Origin of the sequence: Brevibacillus laterosporus DSM 25 (assembly GCF_002706795.1) — a bacterium.
Classification (GTDB): domain Bacteria; phylum Bacillota; class Bacilli; order Brevibacillales; family Brevibacillaceae; genus Brevibacillus_B; species Brevibacillus_B laterosporus.
Window position 1 is genome coordinate 1,957,584 of the sequence record NZ_CP017705.1, and the last position, 19,583, is coordinate 1,977,166.

Genomic DNA, 19,583 nt, shown 5'->3' on the forward strand with positions numbered 1-19,583 from the left:
CAAGGAGGCAACTTGCGGCGGTTAGTCTTTAGCAGGTACGCTACCAAGTTCCAACTGCTCTAATGAGATATAGTTATGCTTATTATTAGCGATCCGATCCAAATTTTCGTTCAATATCCTGATCGAAAACAAAAATGGACATCCCAAAGTCACTTTCAATATCAATATCTACAAATAGGTCTATAAACTTTGCTCCAAGAAGCTCTTCCATCTCAACAGGACGAGTTTTCTGGTACATCTCTTTGACCATTTCAGTCCTAGCTGAACGAAGCATTTGCTTCCCTGTATCTGCAGTTGCAATAAATTTCTCTACAGGAGAGAGATTGCCTTGCATTTCACAGATCGCCCAGTTCTTGCAAAATGTGGTTTTTATTTGACTAGGTCCTTTTCCCATATGACGTTTGCGAAATGTCCTGACCAAATTGCTAAATTCAGCTTCATAGTTCGTCATGTTATCCAACTCACTTATTCAAATATATACCTATTTCATAAATTCTAACAGTATCGATATGATTAGGCAATTGTAATCAGTTGTACAAAAACTACTAGCTAAGTAAAATACAATCTCACCATTTCGAATCTAATTTAACGGAGGAATTTGCCAATCAATCGGTTCCTCTCCCATTTCTAAAAGAAATTGATTCGCTTTAGAAAAAGGTTTTGTCCCGAAAAACCCTCTACTTGCAGATAATGGGCTTGGATGAACAGATTCCAAAATATAATGTCTATTGGTATCAATCATACTTTTCTTATCTTGGGCATTTCTCCCCCATAAGATAAAGACCACTGGCTTATCTCGCTTGTTTATCTCTTCAATTACACGATTCGTGAAAAGCTCCCAGCCTCTCCCTTTATGTGAATTGGCTTCCCCATCTCTAACTGTTAGTACCGTGTTTAACAATAGTACGCCTTGCTTTGCCCAAGACACTAAATATCCATGATTAGGAATCAAGCACCCTAGATCGTCTCGCAACTCTTTATAAATATTTACGAGAGAAGGTGGCGTTTTAATACCTGGATTAACTGAAAAGCTTAATCCATGCGCTTGATTCGGACCATGATAAGGGTCTTGTCCTAAAATAACTACCTTTGTCTTTTGATAGGGCGTATGATGTAAGGCATTAAAAATATCATATTTATCTGGATATATAGTTTTAGTAGCGTATTCGTTTCGTAAAAACTCTCGTAATCGTAAGTAATATGGTTTCTGAAATTCATCCTCTAATAACGGAGCCCAGTCGTTTTTTAAAATGGCCATGTATCTTACCTCCCCGCTTTTTTACTTCTTAAGCATAAATTAAAAGTAAAAAATCGCCAAGCCTCTACCCTTTACCGAGTATGGTCATCTAGCGTCTTACATTCTTCCATGCGTATCGATTTATACACAAAAGGTTGCCGACTTCTGCCGGCAACCTTCGTACACTTATTCAATACATCCCTTTAGAGAGTAGCAACGTATTGTTTTCCTTTTTCAGGGTCATATTCTTTTTCCCATTTAGAAATAACTACAACAGCTAGAGCATTACCAATCACGTTAACAACTGTCCGTGCCATATCTAGCAAACGGTCAATACCCGCGATAAATGCTAAGCCCTCTAGAGGAATTCCTACCGTTCCTAACGTAGCAAGCAATACAACGAAGGAGACTCCCGGTACACCTGCAATTCCTTTAGACGTTACCATCAAAACTAGCATTAATGTAATTTGTTGATAGAGAGATAGATCAATTCCATACATTTGTGCGATGAAAACAGCTGCAATCGCTTGATAGAGTGTAGAGCCATCTAGATTAAAGGAGTATCCAGTCGGCACCACAAAAGAAGTAATTGCCTTTGGACAACCGAACTTCTCCATCTTTTCCATAATCTTAGGTAATACAGTCTCTGAGCTAGCTGTTGTATAAGCTAGTAGCATCTCATCTTTTAGGATTTTCATTATAGTAAAGATGCGAATCCCGCTTATTCTAGCTACAATACCTAGCACCACGATAATAAAGAAGAACATAGCTCCATATACCAAAATCATGAGCTTGGCCAATGGAACAAGTGATTGTAAACCAAACTTAGAAACTGTGATACCAATTAAAGCAAACACACCGAACGGAGCAAACTTCATAATCTGATTGGTGACCCAGAACATGGCGTCCGCCACACCTTGGAAGAATTGTAATACAGGCTTTCCCTTATCTCCAATCGCTGCCACACCTAATCCAAACAAAACAGAGAAAAAGATAATTGCCAGCATGTCCCCTTTAGCAATAGACTCAAAGACATTTGTGGGTACAATATTGACAAAAGTATCTACAAAACTGTGATGTGTCGCTTGATCGGCTGTCTGTACATATTTGTTGATATCAGTCTTAGTTAAATCAGCCATGTTAACCCCAACACCTGGCTTGAAGACGTTAGCTGCAAGTAAGCCAACTACGATGGCAATCGTGGTAATAATCTCGAAATACAAGATTGTCTTACCACCAATCTTCCCTAGTTTCTTTATGTCACCTACACCTGCTACGCCGACAATTAAGCTAGCAATTACAATTGGGACTACGATCATTTTAATCAAGTGAAGAAAAATATCCCCAATGGGCTTTAGATAACTTTCTATAACAGGATTATTATAAAAAATTGCACCAACTGTAATACCTAATACAAGACCAATCAGGATTTGCACTGCTAAACCATATTTTTTCATTCCTGCACCTCGCTAACAAAAACTTAAAATATTTACAAAAAAATGTACGGTGATTGAGAAAAAGTAACCTACGATCATTGGGGAAAAAATTCGATTACACTAACTGAAAAAGTTATAACACAGGGGGTATATCATTATTCGTATAAATATAAATGTACTTGTTATTTAATTTTGTTGAAAGTGATCGCTTACTTATCTTATCAATCCTCTAGCAAGTAGACAATATATTTTCACAACTGAGCGCATATTCAGTTCCAATATGTAACAAGTTTAATTGACAATGAATCGTTCACTATGCGGTAAAATACAAGCGATAATTAGCGATTTATAAGGCTATATTACCTTTGGATTATTTATTCCCCATTCATTTTTGATACATCCATTTAACAAAAAATTGCCTATTATGAAACAAAAAAATATCCCTCAACTTTCGAGGGATATTTTATCCATATTGAATTAAACAATAGTCACACCTGCACTTGCGTAACCTGTGACAATAGTGACTGCTGTTAAACCAGTAGTAGTGATGGAATACACCATTAATAGACGAGTTTCTGCTGTTACTGGTATAGCTAAACCTGTGGTAAGGCCATTACTTATCGTACCAATAGGGACAAGTCCTCCTGAAAGAAAAGGCGTTAAGGTCACAATTGCTCCTGGAATTGGGGTAAAGTTGTTATTAGGAGTAGGCGAACTGTAGAGCTGAGCTGTGATAGTTGCTGAACCTACAATAGATATAAACACTTCTACTGCCGTACTAAAGAACGCCGAGATGGACGTAATAATACCGTCACGTGGTACAGAATAGGCAAAGTTTAGAAGCGTACCTGCTGCTCCAGTCAAATCGATAGTGGTTCCAAAGGCAAATACTGTTGGTGCCGAGTTTCCAAATCCAACCAATCCAATAGTTCCAGCAAGACCACTGACAAGAGCACTTAGTGCAAGAGGAACACCAGATGCAAATGGAATGATTGAACCTGCACCGGTTGGGCCGGTTGGACCTGTTGGGCCGGTTGGGCCGGTCGCTCCTGTGGCTCCCGTTGCTCCTGTCGCTCCTGTCGCTCCCGTTGCTCCCGTGGCTCCTGTGGCTCCCGTTGCCCCTGTGGCTCCCGTTGCCCCTGTTGCCCCTGTTGCCCCCGTGGCTCCTGTTGCCCCCGTGGCTCCTGTGGCTCCCGTGGCTCCTGTGGCTCCCGTTGCTCCTGTTGCCCCCGTGGCTCCTGTGGCTCCCGTTGCTCCCGTTGCTCCTGTGGCTCCCGTGGCTCCCGTTGCTCCCGTGGCTCCTGTGGCTCCCGTTGCTCCTGTGGCTCCTGTGGCTCCTGTGGCTCCTGTGGCTCCTGTGGCTCCTGTGGCTCCTGTGGCTCCTGTGGCTCCTGTGGCTCCTGTGGCTCCTGTGGCTCCCGTTGCTCCTGTGGCTCCCGTTGCTCCTGTGGCTCCCGTTGCTCCTGTGGCTCCCGTTGCTCCCGTTGCTCCTGTCGCCCCCGTTGCTCCTGTCGCCCCCGTTGCTCCTGTTGGACCTCTTGGACCTCTTGGACCTGTTGGACCCGTTGCTCCTGTTGGACCTGTTGGACCTATTATGGGACAAAAAGTAGTGAAATGTGTGCATGAAGACGTGGACGAGCTAGACTTACAATGTTGAGAATATATTTTGTGATGGTTTGTTGGATTTCGACTCATAAAGTCCAATAATTCAGGTTCAATCAACTCATCTTTAATCCTTCGTAGATCATCATGGCTATCGTATCTCAAAAATCACACCTCCATTAATAAGATGTGATATCGTATGGAAAAACCTTAGAGACTGTTAGCATTATTTTTCAAAGTACTTACAAAAATAGGCTTAATAACTTCCTTTTACTTTATAAACTAGACTAGTGTCCCTATTACATATGACCATTTTTACTCCAAAACAAGTTTGACCGTGACCCTTCTACCATAACTACACATATACATAACTATCTTAGTTAAAGGAGGTACCATATTTGCCTTTCTCTCTACACTCCTCCTACCATCTTCCTATGTTCTCCCCTTGGCTATGGCTACGGAAAACTTCATCTGCTAAAGAGGCGATCTCCACACAGTATATTTTCTTTCATTGAAAAATGTAGGGAAAGCAAGTGTTGGTTTTTATGCCCCCTGCCATGTACCTCTATTAGCTACAAGTTAAGTAACACCCGCACGAATTACCAAATATACTTATGAGTAATTCCTAGCTTTATCGCTCCGTATATATCATCTTTTTTCTTGTTAAAAGGTGATAAAAAGCACTATAGGTAACCAGGTAAAAGGAATACCAGGTTACTTCATGTGAGTAGCCCAACTTATTACTCTACGTTAGTCGCCCCAACTGGGCTACCCCATTTTCTAATAATTCTGGAGGTGAACAAATTACCGTGAATATTTCATCACACGATTGTGACCATCATCATCCCGACAATAAAGTCATTGTTAAACTCTCAGCTAATACCTCAACTATTACAATTGGGAGCATCATTACATTCACAGTTCGAATACTTAATAAAAAAAGAAAGGGGGTTTTGACTAACGCCTTTTTGTTTAATCAAGCCCCTACAGGCACTGTGTTTATACCAAATAGCGTCACTGTGAATGGATTCCCTCAACCTGGTGCTTCACCCATAGCTGGTATTAGTCTTGGAACCATTCCTGTAAGAGTAAATTTCGTAAGTGTTACTTATCAATTCCAGGTAGTCTCTGTCCCATCCCCAGCAGAGATCATTAGTCAAGCAAGATTAACTGGCACACTGACCTTCCCAAAAGATCGACAAGTTCCTATTTCTGTCCTTTCGAATGTAGTAACGATTCCTTTTCCGGGAGCCTGCATTCCACTGCAAGCAACAAATAATGGAATCATTGTTTGCAAAGGCGAAGGAATTAAATCATTTATTAAAATCGCTAATCCAAACCGAAATACTCTCTTGTTTAAACTTCTGTCTTCTCCAAAACATGGTTGTATTAAACTCTTAGTCGATGGTCGATACGCCTATAAACCAAATCGCGGTTTTACAGGAAAAGATATCTTTACTGTTTTGGTAGTAGATCCTATTTGCCATTTCACAGCTATTGTGCGAGTCGTTGTTCTAGTGAGGAAAAATTGCCATCACCATCACAAATCTAGTTCTTCTAGTTCTTTTAGTTCTTCTAGTTCTTCTAGTTGCTCACATTCACACTCTCATTCTTATGAACCATCCTCCAGCTGCTCCAGTCACTCCAGTCACTCCAGTCACTCCAGTCATTCTAGTCACTCCAGTCATTCTAGCAGTTGCTTTGAATCCAGCAGTAGTACAACATGCACTGAGGAGTAATCCGTCTCTTTATCTAAAAAAAGCAGGCCTGACAATCAACAGGGCTGCTTTCCTGTTTTTTGAATATAACAAATATAACGATGTAACACATTTGTTAGAATTTACAATAGAAAATCCCCCTATCCTTGCTTTAGAATAAGTAAGTATTTTTCGTAGCAACATATATGGGGAGGAAACACACTAGGATGAACACTCAATCCGTGAAGATTACCAACTGTGATCCATCAGCATTAGGTTTGTTTGGTCTAGCTATGGTAACATTGGTAGCTTCTATGCAAAAATTAGGCTTCACTGAAGGCCTATCCATGGTCGTCCCATGGGCTATTTTCTTAGGAGCATTTGCACAGTTATTTGCTTGCATCAATGATTCTAAACGCAATAATATTTTTGGTACTACTGCTTTCGGTGCTTTTGCTTTTTTCTGGTTTGCTATGGCATTTTCCTGGATGATTCAGATGGGGGTTTTTGGAGCGGAAATGGCTGCTAAAGTAGATGGAAAACATCTCGGGATTGCTTTCCTTGGATATCTAATCTTTAGCATATTCATGACGATTGGTGCCGCCGAAACAAATAAAGTCCTTTTCATCATCTTTGTTTTCATTGATTTCCTATTTATTGGACTTACTTTCAGTAGTCTAGGAATCGCTAAAGATCCAATGCATACTCTTGCTGGAGTATCAGAGTTACTTATTTCTTTATCATCATTCTATGGTTCTGCTGCTTGTGTACTTAATGCACATTTTGGTCGTGAATTCTTACCAATCGGTAAGCCAATGGGCATCTTTAAAAAATAAAGAACAAGTTACCTAGTTCTATATAGCCGCTTGCGCCCTTTGCGTAGGCGGCTTTTACATGTAATCAATCTTTATCATAGAGTGCATAGGGGACTTGATTAGGCACCTCGACCACTACAATTCGCAGTCCATCATTGTTTGCTGCTATTTCAAAGCCCTTATGAGAATGCTCAAGGATTTGGTATGTTTCATTGCAATGTGCCCACGCCCAATAAAAGAGAGGCCCTACACGTGTTACAGCCCTTTTTCCCCGGGAAAGGAAATAGCACGAAGTTCCGTAATCTCTCCTTTACCAAAATAACTACTCCCCTGTTGATCCAGAGGATATCGCTTGATGGTCATTTACACTCCTCCTTACTTTTCTCATTTTGCATATAAATTTAATGTAATTTTAGTATTTTTCAGATAAAATCAACATAATAAAGGCTCCTTTCAAATTAGTAGCACTCCCTTATTTAAGGTAAGTTTAAGAGTAGGTTAAGTCCAATGAAAGGTTTTTCATCTATAATAGCCTAGTAAAAGTAAAAAAGGGTATTCCAACTCTATTACTATTGGCAATACAAGAATATTAAAAATTGTGGGAGGAAAATGAATGTCTAACCAACCAGTGGTGAAATTAGAAAACGTGACAAAGAGAGTCGCGGGGAAAACACTTGTTAGAGACCTGACGTTCTCCGTACAACGAGGAGAGGTATACGGTTTTCTTGGTCCCAATGGTTCTGGTAAAACTACCACCATTCGTATGATTGTTGGCCTCTCTTCCATTACGGAAGGCGAAATATATGTAGAAGGTTACAATATAAAAAAAGATCGGTCAAAAGCAATGGCTCATGTCGGAGCAATTGTTGAAAATCCTGAACTATATGGTTATATGACCGGGATGCAAAACATGATTCACTTTGCCCGTATGGCTGTTCAACCAGTATCAAAGGAACGAATTCACCAAATTATTGACCTTGTAGAGCTTTCAGGCGCTATCAATCAAAAGGTGAAAACCTATTCACTAGGGATGCGCCAACGCTTAGGAATTGCTCAGGCTCTGCTACACAATCCATCCATTTTGATTCTAGATGAACCAACAAATGGTCTGGACCCAGCAGGAATTCGCCAGCTCCGTGACTATCTACGGGAGTTAGCAAAACGTGAAAATATCGCGGTTCTAGTCTCCAGTCACCTTCTCTCCGAAGTGGAGCTTATGTGTGACCGGGCCCTTGTTATCCAAGAGGGTCAATTTATTGAAGAGATGATTGTTAACAATCAAGCAACAGAAGTTAAGGGTTTATCTGTTGAATTCGAGGTAGAAAGCAGTCAGCAGGCAGTAGATATTTTACTTGATTGGACAGTTGAGGTAATGAGTGACAAGCTCCTTCTCCTTCAGATCGAAAAATCGGATATCCCGGTCATTGTACAACGGTTAGTAGAGAACAGTTGCCCTATTTATCAAATTAAAATTAGAACCAAGTCGCTGGAAGATCGCTTCTTAGCTCTGACAAAAGGAGGAAAATAGCGATGAAATTTATCCACCTCATACAAAATGAAATCATGAAGCTTAATGCGAAAAAACAAACCGTTCTGTTTTTCTCCTTACTAGCAGTTCTTGTTTTATTAGCAGGACTTATCGGTAAATTTTATGCGACAGACATGACATCTGGCATTGGTTATGCTGGATTCTCCGTCTTTATGCAAATAGGTCTTGGCTTTTTAATTACTTTATTTGGACTTGTTACAGGTTCTCAAATCCTGACTGATGAATATAAAGAAGGCACTATTAAGCAGCTCTTGATTCGTCCTAGCAGTCGTACAACAATTTTACTCTCTAAATATGTGACAGTCCTTATCATGTTAGTTTCTGCCACTTTATTTTTGATGCTATTTAGTAGCCTCGTTGGATTGATTTTTTTCGGAACAAAATCAATGGCAGATTTAGATTTCACAACGTTACTGCAAGCGTATTTCTACAATATTCCAGCGTTATTATTTTTATCTACGCTATCTTTTTTCACTGCAACTATATTTAAAACAAATGCACTTGCGATTAGTATAGCCATTATTGCAAATTTTTCTGGTTCAATCGCTAGTATGTTTACTAAGAAGTATGTATGGGGTAAATTTGTGATTTTTAATCATCTGGACTTAAATGCTTATTCCGACAATCCGTTAATCTCTCGCTTATCTGCACCTGCCTATCCCGATTTAGGTATCTGGTTCTCCTTGATGATAATCGCTATTTATATTGCACTGATGGTGTTCCTATCGATCCTGATTTTCAAAAAACGGGACGTGCAATAAACCTGGACAAAAAATACGATATATAAAAAGCTGGCTCTTCGAACGGAAGAACCAGCTTTTTTATGATCACAATAATTGTACCTACTTATTTTTTCGTTGGGTCAAATGAACTTTTCAATGACACAATCAAGTTGAATACCAGCTTCTCAGAGGTTGTATGCTTCGGATCAACGTTGAAGTACCCATGGCGGAAAAATTGGAATTTATCTTGTGATTTTGCTTCTGCCATGTTTGGCTCTACAAATCCTTGCAGGATCTCTAAAGATGATGGATTCATATAATCAAGGAAGGTTTTACCCTCTTCTTCCTCTACATCTAAAATCAATGGCTCATAGAGACGGAACTCAGCAGGAATAGCATGCGTTGCATCTACCCAGTGAAGTGTACCTTTCACCTTGCGACCTGTAAAACCAGAGCCACTCTTTGTTTCAGGGTCATATGTGCAGTGAAGCTCTACTACATTACCATTTTCATCCTTAATGACCTCGTTACATTTAATGAAATAAGCATGTTTAAGTCGAACTTCATTTCCCGGGAATAGACGGAAATATTTACTTGGAGGGTTTTCCATAAAATCATCTTGCTCTACATAAATTTCACGTGTGAACGGAATCAAACGAAAGCCCATCTCTGGGTTTTCCGGGTTAATTTCAGCTTCGAGCCATTCCACTTGTCCCTCTGGATAGTTGGTGATTACCACTTTAAGTGGTTTTACTACTCCCATTGTACGTGGTGCCTTGAGCTTTAAATCCTCACGAATAAAATGATCCAGCATCTTGGAATCGACTACGCTGTAGCTACGAGCAACACCGATCTCTCTAGCAAAGGTACGGATAGATTCTGGTGTAAATCCTCTGCGACGTAATCCTGAGATCGTTGGCATTCGTGGATCATCCCATCCATCCACAATGTTTTCATCAACGAGTTGTTTTAATTTACGCTTGCTCATTACTGTTTGCGTTAGATTCAAACGTGCAAATTCGTATTGGTGCGGTACATGCTTCATCTCTGTCTCAGCAACCACCCAGTCATATAAAGGGCGATGGTCTTCAAACTCAAGAGTACAGATAGAGTGCGTAACGCCTTCAATTGCATCTTCCAATGGATGAGCATAGTCATACATCGGGTAAATGCACCAAGTATCACCCGTGTTATGGTGAGTAGAGTGAGAAATACGGTAAAGAACCGGGTCACGCATGTTCATGTTCGGAGAAGTCATATCAATCTTGGCACGTAGTACCTTTTCTCCATCTGCAAATTCACCCTTGCGCATACGCTCGAACAAATCCAAGTTCTCATCGATACTACGATTGCGATACGGGCTTTCCTTGCCTGATTGCGTTAACGTACCGCGATATTCTCTCATTTGCTCCGCAGACAGATCACAAACAAATGCTTTACCCTTTTTAATAAGCAGTACAGCACGTTCGTACATTTCCTCGAAATAATTAGATGCAAAATACAGTTCATCCCACTCAAAACCGAGCCATTTTACGTCTTCCTTGATAGATTCTACATATTCCTGATCCTCTTTTGTAGGATTCGTGTCATCAAAACGTAAAAATGCTTTTCCTTTAAATTCTTTAGCCAATTCAAAGTTTAGGCAAATAGATTTAGCATGTCCTATATGCAAGTAGCCGTTTGGTTCTGGAGGAAACCTCGTCACGACCTCATCTACTTTTTTTGATTCAAGATCATCAATAATGATATTGCGAATGAAATTTGATGATGCCGAAGTGTTTTCCACTAAAATCAACCTTTCTCCACCAAGTTAACGTGTACCTTGTACCATTCTTTATAAGTAAAATAATACAGTTTACTACTTTCTAGTTCAACCTACCTTCGCTTTTAAGCCGATCTTTTTTAGTTTAGCCGTAAAAAGGAAAAAACTACACCTGCTTCTGACTAAATGATATGACAGAAACAAGAATATCTTACATACCGTAGAAACGCTTTGTGTTCTGATAAAGGACGGAGGCTGTCTCTTCGATTGAAAGCCCCTTTACATTGGCAATAGCTCGACAGCTATCTTTCATCATAACAGGATGGGTAACTTGTCCTGTAAACGGCCCCTCAAATGGCCAGGGGCCATCTGTCTCTATCATAATTTGTTCCAAGGGGTATTGTAGAATCAGTTGCTGGATCTCGTCCTCATAGACAACATCTGGTGTAACAGAAATATAGTAGCCACTCCTACTCATTCTTGAAGTAGTAGCCTTACTGCCTTTAAACCAATGAAAGTGCGCTTTCGTCACATTATGTTTTTCGAGTAGCTCACAAGCTATTTCGGCATCTTCATAAACAGCGTGTAGAATAATCGGCTTCTCATAGCGACCGGCTGTCTTTATAAAACGTTCCAGTAAGTAAATATATGGCTCTTGGCAAAAAGCTTGTCCCTTATTTTTTGCCTCTAATTGTGTATAGTAAGGCAGACCTACCTCTCCAATCGCTACCATCTCAGCTTGATGTTGGTCGATCCAGTCAAACAATTGCTGTATTTCCTCTTCAGTTGGCAATTTCTGTTCAGGGTGAAAACCATATGCTACTTTAACTTGTTCAGGATACCGCTGTAACCATTCTTGATTAACGAGACATGCTGCCAAATTCATAGAAACGGCAATCACCTTTTTAATCCCACATGACTGACATTCTTCCATGATCTGCTGGGCATGAGCAGGATTATACAAATCTAAATGTATATGGGCATCAATCATAGGAAAGGAACCGTTCGGCATGGGAATTCCTCCTTTTGTCGACTACTTGATCTTTTTATTGTAGCAATTATTTACACTTTACTGCGAAAACAAAAAAACATAGCAAAAACCTTGTAACAACAGCATTCTAAGTTTTTATATATAATTCACAATTTTTCACAAAAGTAAATAATCAGCTTTTACTAATTTTATTTACGCGTATGTATGTTAAAATAGATAAAATATGTTAGCTAAGGTTATGGAGAAAGGAGGCTCTTTCATTTGACATCATTAGAAAGAGTATTATCTGTTAGCAATGATTTCCTATGGACTTACATTCTCATTTTCATTCTCATTGCAGTCGGAATTTATTTTACGATTCGAACCAGATTTGTGCAGATTCGCCTAGTTGGTGAAATGTTTAGACTGCTTGGTGATGGTGTTAATCGTAATCCAAAAGAGAAAAAAGGGGTTTCCTCTTTCCAAGCCTTTTGTATGAGTGCAGCCTCCCGTGTGGGAACGGGAAATTTAGCTGGGGTAGCTATTGCTATCGCAGTTGGTGGGCCTGGAGCAGTATTCTGGATGTGGTTGCTGGCTACAATCGGGGCGGCTTCAAGCTTTGTAGAATGCACACTCGCGCAGATTTATAAGGTACATGATAAGCATGGATTTAGAGGCGGTCCTGCTTATTACATGGAGAAAGCTTTAAATAAGCGCTGGATGGGTATTACCTTCGCTGTTCTGATTACTATTTGCTTCGGATTTGTCTTTAATGCAGTACAAGCTAATACCATTACAGCAGCTATGCAAACTGCCTTCGGGGTAGATAAAGTGACAATGGGTATCATTCTATGCATCCTCACTGCTATTGTTGTATTTGGTGGAGTAAAACGCGTAGCGGCTATCTCTAAATGGATTGTACCGATTATGGCAACTCTTTATATTGCAATTGCTTTATTTGTTATGTTTATGAATTATCAGCACATTCCTGCTGTCTTCATGAGCATAGTAAGTCATGCGTTTGGCCTGCAAGAAGCATTTGGTGGCGGTATTGGTATGGCTCTTAGCATGGGAATCAAGCGTGGACTATTCTCTAATGAGGCTGGGATGGGTAGTGCTCCTAATGCGGCAGCTACAGCTGATATTACGCACCCTGTTAAACAGGGCTTGTTACAAACGCTGGGAGTTTATGTAGATACCCTGTTAGTATGTAGTGCGACTGCTTTTATTATTCTTACATCAGGCATTTATGTAGATAGTGGGATGGGTGGAATTGAATTAACACAGGCAGCACTAAGCTCTCAACTCGGCTATTGGGCTGTTTACTTTGTTGCCGTAATTGTTTTCTTTTTTGCGTATAGTTCCATTATTGGTAATTACTACTACGGTGAGACAAACATCGATTTTATTCGCAGTGAATCTCGCACGTGGACGCTTCTCTATCGACTCTGCGTCATTGGAATGGTAATGTTTGGATCGCTAGCACAAAACAATATAGTCTGGACATTAGCTGATTTATTTATGGGGATGATGGCCTTCCTTAACCTGATTGCTATTTTCCTGCTTGGAAAATATGCATTTGCTGCTCTAACCGATTATGTTCAGCAGCGAAAAGCAGGTCGAGACCCGGTCTTCTATTCAGACTCTATTCCAGGTCTAGTAAATGCTGAATGCTGGGAACGAGATCCTAATAAAGTAAAAGAGGTCTCCTAGCAATAGGAATTGAGAACATACGAATATACACAAAAAGAGGATACTACTAGCAGTAGTGTCCTCTTTTATTTACTTATTTAGCTTTTTATAAAACATTTGATTTAGTAAATATTTCCATAAACCACTCGCGGAATTCCTCTACACGAATCTCCAAGCATACTCTCGCATTCGCTTGTTTTTGATAATAACCCTTCAGATCAACGATAGTTGCCCCAGCAGAATAGCTCCCATTTACTTCTACATCTATAAAGCATTCCTTTGTAACAAAAAGCTCAGGCTTTACTAGATAAGCAATAGCGCAGAGATCATGCATATGTAAACCAGTCGCTAAGCTTCCACCTCTATAATGCTGGAATAAACCGTAGAGCATTTCTCCTGTTCGATTCTTCTCTTTCAAAGCTTCTACGTTTTCCTTAGTCAAAGTAGCTAAGCTTGTTACATCTAAACCACACATTGTAATATCTATCCCCGATTGTAAAACGATCTTAGCCGCTTCCGGGTCAACAAACATATTAAATTCTGCCGCAGGAGAGTGATTGCCACGTGAAGCTGAACCACCCATTAGCACAATTCTTTTGATATTTTGTTTACATTCTGGATAAACAGATAATAGGAGAGCAATGTTGGTCAAAGGGCCAATAGGAACGAGCGTAATAGGTTCCTCGCTATTCAAAATGGTCTCACGCATTGCCTCAATAGCATGAATACCAAGTGGTTCCTTCTTTGGATCAGGAAAATCATATCCATCTAGCCCAGAGTTACCATGGATATGGCTAGAATCCTCTAGTGTCCGTAGGAGGGGCTTGATTGCTCCCTTGGCAACCGGTACATCACTGTTAAAGAATTCGAGAAGCTTTAAGGCATTATTGGTAGTCTTATCACACGACACATTGCCAGCAACTGTGGTGATTAATTTCACATCTATCTGATCATGAAACAGAGCAGCTGCGATTGCGACAGCATCATCTATTCCCGGATCGGTATCAATGATAATGTGGTGTATTTTTTCCATCTCGATCATCCCTTCTTCTTTTCCAATATGTAACGTTTACGCATATTATTGTAAAGATGGGCTAGCTAGGAGTCAATTATAAGGCATAACCACATACGATATAGATCAACACCATGAGGGCTACTATTTTCATAAATAAAAGCCGCTCCCTACAGGAACGGCTTACAGACTGCTGTATTCTTCGTAAGAGCTTTACTCCAAAAAAGCTCTCAGATGAGTAACGAAATTCATTGATACACCCGAACAGATAAGGCGATTTGTGCTGATAACTCACTGGTTCATACATTCTACTGGTCGAGTTTTTCTTTTATCTCTGTCTTGCTGTTATTACTTCTTAGCTTTCTCTAATGCTTGATTTACAGCCTCTTTTACAGCATTACTGGATTTAGATGCACCAGAAATGGCCTCCACACCCTCTGTACTTTGTTTTTCAATGATTTCGGGGATGGTGTTCTCCATAACAGCCTCAATCAGGTTTTGAGTTTCTTCATGCTCTAGGATTTTAATGGCATCGATTTTGCCTGCTTTCACTTCTACAGCTACTTTAATATCGCTGCTAGCACCTCGAGCCGCACCTTCGTATGTACCGTCTTTAAATGCTCCAGTATCAGCAGTGGTCGAATCTGTTGCTCCACAACCAACTAGCATCAACGCCGCCATCGCTAGCAGAGCTACTAGATAAAATAGTTTTTTCATAATCATTCTCTCCTCATGTCTTGCTTACAAGATTACTTCGCGGCCTTTGCTGCATTTTGTCCTGCAATGCGACCGAATGTTACGATATCAGCCATAGCGTTACCACCTAGGCGGTTACCACCATGTACACCACCTGTGACTTCTCCGGCTGCATACAAGCCTTTAATTACTTGGCCTTCTTTATTCATTACTTCCGCATTTGTATTAATTTGTAGGCCACCCATAGTGTGATGAACCGCAGGAGTTACTTGAACGGCATATACTTTACCTTGATTTAATTGAAGAGGTAGGTCATCACGCTTAAATTCCTTATCTTGTTTCGCTACTACCGCATCATTATATGTTTTCACGCTTTTAATCATAGCGTCTTTATCTACACCGATCTTACCAGCCAGCTCTTCAACAGAATCAGCTTCTGTTACCAACTGCATGTTGAAGTATTCTTCTACTGCTTTTAGACCTTTTCTCAATCCATCATCAAAGAACAGGTAGGCTACTCCATCTTTTTGATCCAAAATACCTTTAGACACTACGTCACGAGTTAATAGCTCGTTGATGAAACGCTTACCATCTTTATTGATTAGAATAGCTCCATTTCCGCGAACAGCTTCTGTTACCATCACACCTTTTTCAGGAACAACAGTTGGGTGTGTTTGGATTTCAGCCATATCAACTAAATTTGCACCAACGCTTTCGCCTAATCTAATACCTTCACCCAATGCTCCTGGATGGTTCGTTGTAGCAAATCCTTTGAGCTCTGGTTTATAAGAAATAACCATCTCCTGGTTAGCAGAAAAACCGCCTGTAGCCAAAATGACTGCCTTTGCGTTAATCGTGTAAGCCTTACCATCTTTATTCTCAGCTTTCACACCAGTAACTTTACCCTCTTGATCTTTTATAATTTCGACTGCTTTATTTTTGACACGGACATCAACGTTTTTTTCTTTCACTTGATTCTTTAAAGTAGACACAACATTAGAGCCTACTGCCGCTCCGCCAGTTGGACGATGAATACGGTTTACACTTGCTCCAGCTGCACGGCCAACGTCAGATAAATCAGCTCCCATTGATTCTAACCAAACCACAGAATCTTTTGCTTGTGTTGTCAGAATCTTTACCAGCTCAGGGTTATTTTTATCGTATCCACCCTTCATTGTATCTTTGTAAAACAGCTCTTGGCTGTCTTCAATCCCTTTTTCCTTTTGTGCTTCCGTTCCTGCTGCATTTAATCCACCAGTAGCGCGAGTTGTGTTACCACCAACCATCGGCATTTTTTCTAGTACGATGACTTTGGCACCGGCATTTGTGGCTTCTACCGCAGCTGATAAACCTGCACCACCTGCACCAATTACTACAATATCCGTATTTTCATCTTGAGGTGCTGCCTCAGTTGTTGCCTTGCCTTCCGTTGCACCCGGAGTTGTTGAGCTCCCACATCCAGACAGCACAGGAACTGCCAAGAATGCAGCCATCATAAGAGACATCCATTTCTTCATGTTGAATCCTCCCTTTTTTCTACCACTTGATAAATGGATATTCATTACTCTTTACTTCTCTCTTTACTATGAAAGCAATAACGTTATCCTTCGATGGTAGTATATACAGTAGATTTTTTAATGTATGTGAATAATTTCACACTATGATTTTTTTGAAGGAATTTCTGTAATAATAAGAGAGTTTCTTACTCTGTCTCCAACAATGTTTTCATCTGCTCTTATTCTTGTATGTATACGGTTCTTTACCCACTTGTACCATGTCGAGATCGTATAAAAAAGAAGCGTTTGTGAATGTGATAACATTCACAAAACGTTCACTGTCATCTTCAGTAGGACGCCTCTATAATAAACCTCATAAACACTATTACAACAGTGTTAATTGTATAAAAGAAAATAACAGACTTGCACATAAATCCTAACTACTTGGAGGACTACCCATGAAAATTGCTGTTATTGGATGCACACACGCCGGAACTGCCGCTATTGTTACTGCTGCTAAGTTATATCCAGATGCTCGCATTACCGTTTATGAACGAAATGATAATATCTCCTTTCTTTCATGCGGGATTGCATTGTATGTAGGTGGTGTAGTGAGAGACCCTCAAGGATTGTTCTACTCCTCTCCGGAGAAATTAGCTGAGTTGGGCGTGGTGACGAATATGCGCCACGATGTTATCTCGATTGATACTGACCAAAAAACATTGGTCGTTCGCAATTTAAATACAAATGAAGAAATCATAGATTCATTTGATAAATTAATTGTTACTACTGGTTCTTGGCCAATCATGCCTAATTTAGATGGTATTGAACTAGACAATATCGTATTGTCCAAGAACTTTAATCACTCCAATACCATTATTGAAAAAGCAAAAACAGCTAAAAATGTGGTGGTCATAGGTGCCGGCTACATTGGGATTGAATTAGTTGAAGCCTTTGAAATGAATGGCAAGCAAGTGACTCTCATCGATAGTGTTGATCGGATTTTAAACCGTTACCTTGATGAAGAATTCACTCAAGTTACAGAAAAAGAATTGCAGGATCATGGTGTTACACTTGCTTTAGGGCAAACTGTTACTAGATTTGAAGGCGTAGACGGTAAAGTGGCAAAGGTCATCACTACAAAAGGCGAATACCAGGCTGACTTGGTGATTCTGTGTATTGGTTTTAGTCCAAATACAAGTTTGCTTAAAGGACAAGTAGATATGTTGGGTAATGGGGCCATTATCGTGAATGAATATATGCAAACTAGCAAACCGGATGTGTACGCCGCTGGTGACAGCTGCGCGATTCGCTACAATCCTACCGGGCAACACGCCTATATACCTCTTGCTACTAATGCCGTACGTATGGGTACATTAGTTGCGAAGAATCTAGTTACACCTACAATGGCTTATATGGGCACACAAGGAACCTCTGGGATTAAAATTTATGACTATAACATCGCTTCTACTGGATTAACAGAAGGGGCCGCTTTAGACTTAGCTATGAATGTGAAGACTGTCACAATCGAAGACAGCTATCGACCAGAATTCATGCCAGAGCATGAAAAGGTTTTACTAAAAGTAGTCTTTGAAGAGACTTCTCGTCGCATCGTCGGAGCCCAAATCATGTCCAAAGCTGATTTGACGCAAGCGATGAATACCTTATCTGTTTGCATCCAAAATCACATGACAATTGACCAGCTTGCATTTGTCGATTTCTTCTTCCAACCGCATTACAACAAGCCTTGGAACTTCTTGAATCAGGCTGGATTGCAAGCAATGTAGACAGAGATAGATCAAGTAGCTTGTTACGTCTGGATCTAGCTAATCATAAGTGATCAGCAAAAAGAGCGTCAGCCACCTAGCTAACGCTCTTTTTCTCTTTATGAAAGGTTTTTTCCAACCTATAAACCAAGCAATGCACCGTGTTCCATTACTTGCTTCTCATCCAAATAGAAGTCTGGCTGCATAACAACGCAATCAATATGTACACCAGCTGATATAACTCCACCAAAGGTATTGTTGCTTCCGAAAGCTACATGAATTGTGCTGTATACTTTCTCATCCTCTAAAACTACTCCAGTAATACGAGCTTTATCATTTGTCCCTACTCCAAACTCTGCTAATAATCGGCCATCTCCATCTCCCAACAACTCCAAAAGCTGTTTCCCGCTTGGGCCTTCTGCTGAGATAATTCGTCCTTTGTCGATTGTAAGCAAGACAGGCTCTGTTAATTTACCGATTCCAGCAATGGAACCATCTACGAGGATTTGCCCGGTAGCTGTCCCCTCTAGAGGAGCGATATAAGCCTCTCCGGAAGGCAGATTACCTGATTCTCCCGGATTAACATACACACCGGTGCTTGGCATCCCATTTCTTTGTTCAATGGAAAAGCTTAGAGAATAACCCGCTTTGTCAATTCTCACTTGTTTAGCTTCTGTCAGCATGCTAGCTACTACTTCAGTCAGCTCTTTTACCTTTCCATAATCGGCCGCAATAGCCCCTGCCAAGAACATGTCCTCTGTTATTCCAGGCATCGTGGCCACCCTAGCTCCTGCTGCTACCGCATTTTTTCTAGCATGCGTATGAGTCAGAGAATGCTCGGTAATCCCAATAACTACGTCAGCTTTCGTCATAGCGATAGCTACAGCTTCAGGAGGCTCCTCCCCTGATTTGGTACGCTCCTGCATAACCATTAGTAGGGTTTGGGCTCCTAGACCTTTTCCTGCCTCATAGAGAGCTTCCGCCAGTTGTTTCTTTGAGTCATCCGTTACAACTAGAAGAGTTTCACCAGCTTTTACTCCCAAGGAGCTTTGTAGCACACTTTTACTAATTTCAATGATGGATTGTTGCATATGAACCACCTTTCTTCTAGCATCTCAGAAATTTTATGAA

At 40.4% G+C, this 19,583-nt stretch carries 16 protein-coding genes; 6 read left to right on the top strand and 10 right to left on the bottom strand.

Features of this window, described 5'->3' with window-relative positions:
• Positions 1-85: 85 nt before the first annotated feature.
• The 4 genes from BrL25_RS09335 to BrL25_RS09350 all read right to left on the bottom strand — a co-directional run bounded on the left by BrL25_RS09335 (position 86) and on the right by BrL25_RS09350 (position 4,440).
• Positions 86-451 carry a Na-translocating system protein MpsC family protein gene (locus BrL25_RS09335; RefSeq protein WP_003334154.1) on the bottom strand — a complete coding sequence of 122 codons (366 nt, stop codon included), beginning with the start codon at positions 449-451 and terminating at the stop codon, positions 86-88.
• Positions 452-580: 129 nt separating this feature from the next.
• Positions 581-1,258, bottom strand: a complete 678-nt coding sequence (locus tag BrL25_RS09340; protein ID WP_018669655.1) for a uracil-DNA glycosylase — start codon at positions 1,256-1,258, stop codon at positions 581-583.
• Positions 1,259-1,440: 182 nt separating this feature from the next.
• Entirely contained in the window at positions 1,441-2,694 is a 1,254-nt protein-coding gene (locus BrL25_RS09345) for a cation:dicarboxylate symporter family transporter (protein ID WP_018669654.1), read from the bottom strand.
• Between the two features lie 456 nt (positions 2,695-3,150).
• Positions 3,151-4,440, bottom strand: a complete 1,290-nt coding sequence (locus BrL25_RS09350) for an exosporium glycoprotein BclB-related protein (RefSeq protein WP_018669653.1) — start codon at positions 4,438-4,440, stop codon at positions 3,151-3,153.
• A 644-nt stretch (positions 4,441-5,084) separates the two neighbouring features.
• Between BrL25_RS09350 and BrL25_RS09355 the strand changes: the two genes are divergently transcribed.
• The 4 genes from BrL25_RS09355 to BrL25_RS09375 all read left to right on the top strand — a co-directional run bounded on the left by BrL25_RS09355 (position 5,085) and on the right by BrL25_RS09375 (position 9,097).
• Positions 5,085-6,014, top strand: a complete 930-nt coding sequence (locus BrL25_RS09355; protein WP_081621564.1) for an Ig-like domain-containing protein — start codon at positions 5,085-5,087, stop codon at positions 6,012-6,014.
• A gap of 185 nt (positions 6,015-6,199) precedes the next feature.
• Positions 6,200-6,808, top strand: coding sequence for an acetate uptake transporter (locus BrL25_RS09360; protein ID WP_018669652.1), 609 nt, complete (start codon positions 6,200-6,202; stop codon positions 6,806-6,808).
• A gap of 592 nt (positions 6,809-7,400) precedes the next feature.
• On the top strand, positions 7,401-8,315 hold the full coding sequence (locus BrL25_RS09370) for an ABC transporter ATP-binding protein (protein WP_018669650.1): 915 nt from the start codon (positions 7,401-7,403) through the stop codon (positions 8,313-8,315).
• A gap of 2 nt (positions 8,316-8,317) precedes the next feature.
• On the top strand, positions 8,318-9,097 hold the full coding sequence (locus tag BrL25_RS09375) for a DUF2705 family protein (RefSeq protein WP_018669649.1): 780 nt from the start codon (positions 8,318-8,320) through the stop codon (positions 9,095-9,097).
• Positions 9,098-9,182: 85 nt separating this feature from the next.
• On the opposite strand, the gene BrL25_RS09380 is transcribed toward BrL25_RS09375, so the two are convergent.
• On the bottom strand, positions 9,183-10,853 hold the full coding sequence (locus BrL25_RS09380) for a glutamine--tRNA ligase/YqeY domain fusion protein (RefSeq protein WP_018669648.1): 1,671 nt from the start codon (positions 10,851-10,853) through the stop codon (positions 9,183-9,185).
• A gap of 178 nt (positions 10,854-11,031) precedes the next feature.
• Complete coding sequence (locus BrL25_RS09385) at positions 11,032-11,832, bottom strand: TatD family hydrolase (protein ID WP_018669647.1); 801 nt, start codon at positions 11,830-11,832, stop codon at positions 11,032-11,034.
• Positions 11,833-12,072: 240 nt separating this feature from the next.
• On the opposite strand from BrL25_RS09385, the gene BrL25_RS09390 reads away from it, so the two are divergent.
• On the top strand, positions 12,073-13,503 hold the full coding sequence (locus BrL25_RS09390) for an alanine/glycine:cation symporter family protein (RefSeq protein ID WP_018669646.1): 1,431 nt from the start codon (positions 12,073-12,075) through the stop codon (positions 13,501-13,503).
• An 85-nt stretch (positions 13,504-13,588) separates the two neighbouring features.
• On the opposite strand, the gene rihC is transcribed toward BrL25_RS09390, so the two are convergent.
• The 3 genes from rihC to BrL25_RS09405 form a co-directional block, all read right to left on the bottom strand.
• Positions 13,589-14,515, bottom strand: a complete 927-nt coding sequence (gene rihC, locus BrL25_RS09395; protein WP_018669645.1) for a ribonucleoside hydrolase RihC — start codon at positions 14,513-14,515, stop codon at positions 13,589-13,591.
• Between the two features lie 327 nt (positions 14,516-14,842).
• Positions 14,843-15,211: an FMN-binding protein gene (locus BrL25_RS09400; RefSeq protein ID WP_018669644.1), complete on the bottom strand. Its 369-nt coding sequence runs from the start codon at positions 15,209-15,211 to the stop codon at positions 14,843-14,845.
• Positions 15,212-15,243: 32 nt separating this feature from the next.
• Positions 15,244-16,707: a flavocytochrome c gene (locus BrL25_RS09405; RefSeq protein WP_018669643.1), complete on the bottom strand. Its 1,464-nt coding sequence runs from the start codon at positions 16,705-16,707 to the stop codon at positions 15,244-15,246.
• Between the two features lie 437 nt (positions 16,708-17,144).
• On the opposite strand from BrL25_RS09405, the gene BrL25_RS09410 reads away from it, so the two are divergent.
• The gene (locus BrL25_RS09410) at positions 17,145-18,473 is read left to right on the top strand and encodes an FAD-dependent oxidoreductase (RefSeq protein WP_018669642.1); all 1,329 of its coding nucleotides are present in this window, start codon (positions 17,145-17,147) and stop codon (positions 18,471-18,473) included.
• Between the two features lie 119 nt (positions 18,474-18,592).
• Here the strand turns inward: BrL25_RS09410 and BrL25_RS09415 are convergent, their stop codons facing one another.
• The gene (locus BrL25_RS09415) at positions 18,593-19,543 is read right to left on the bottom strand and encodes an aminopeptidase (RefSeq protein WP_018669641.1); all 951 of its coding nucleotides are present in this window, start codon (positions 19,541-19,543) and stop codon (positions 18,593-18,595) included.
• Between the last annotated feature and the right edge of the window lie 40 nt (positions 19,544-19,583).

Bases quoted from the DNA above. Each gene is read 5' to 3' on its own strand.
- BrL25_RS09405 (WP_018669643.1), bottom strand. From the start codon at position 16,707: ATGAAGAAATGGATGTCTCTTATGATGGCTGCATTCTTGGCAGTTCCT.
- BrL25_RS09375 (WP_018669649.1), top strand. From the start codon at position 8,318: ATGAAATTTATCCACCTCATACAAAATGAAATCATGAAGCTTAATGCG.
- BrL25_RS09400 (WP_018669644.1), bottom strand. From the start codon at position 15,211: ATGAAAAAACTATTTTATCTAGTAGCTCTGCTAGCGATGGCGGCGTTG.
- rihC (WP_018669645.1), bottom strand. From the start codon at position 14,515: ATGGAAAAAATACACCACATTATCATTGATACCGATCCGGGAATAGAT.
- BrL25_RS09335 (WP_003334154.1), bottom strand. From the start codon at position 451: ATGACGAACTATGAAGCTGAATTTAGCAATTTGGTCAGGACATTTCGC.
- BrL25_RS09370 (WP_018669650.1), top strand. From the start codon at position 7,401: ATGTCTAACCAACCAGTGGTGAAATTAGAAAACGTGACAAAGAGAGTC.
- BrL25_RS09410 (WP_018669642.1), top strand. From the start codon at position 17,145: ATGAAAATTGCTGTTATTGGATGCACACACGCCGGAACTGCCGCTATT.
- BrL25_RS09340 (WP_018669655.1), bottom strand. From the start codon at position 1,258: ATGGCCATTTTAAAAAACGACTGGGCTCCGTTATTAGAGGATGAATTT.
- BrL25_RS09415 (WP_018669641.1), bottom strand. From the start codon at position 19,543: ATGCAACAATCCATCATTGAAATTAGTAAAAGTGTGCTACAAAGCTCC.
- BrL25_RS09385 (WP_018669647.1), bottom strand. From the start codon at position 11,832: ATGCCGAACGGTTCCTTTCCTATGATTGATGCCCATATACATTTAGAT.
- BrL25_RS09360 (WP_018669652.1), top strand. From the start codon at position 6,200: ATGAACACTCAATCCGTGAAGATTACCAACTGTGATCCATCAGCATTA.
- BrL25_RS09345 (WP_018669654.1), bottom strand. From the start codon at position 2,694: ATGAAAAAATATGGTTTAGCAGTGCAAATCCTGATTGGTCTTGTATTA.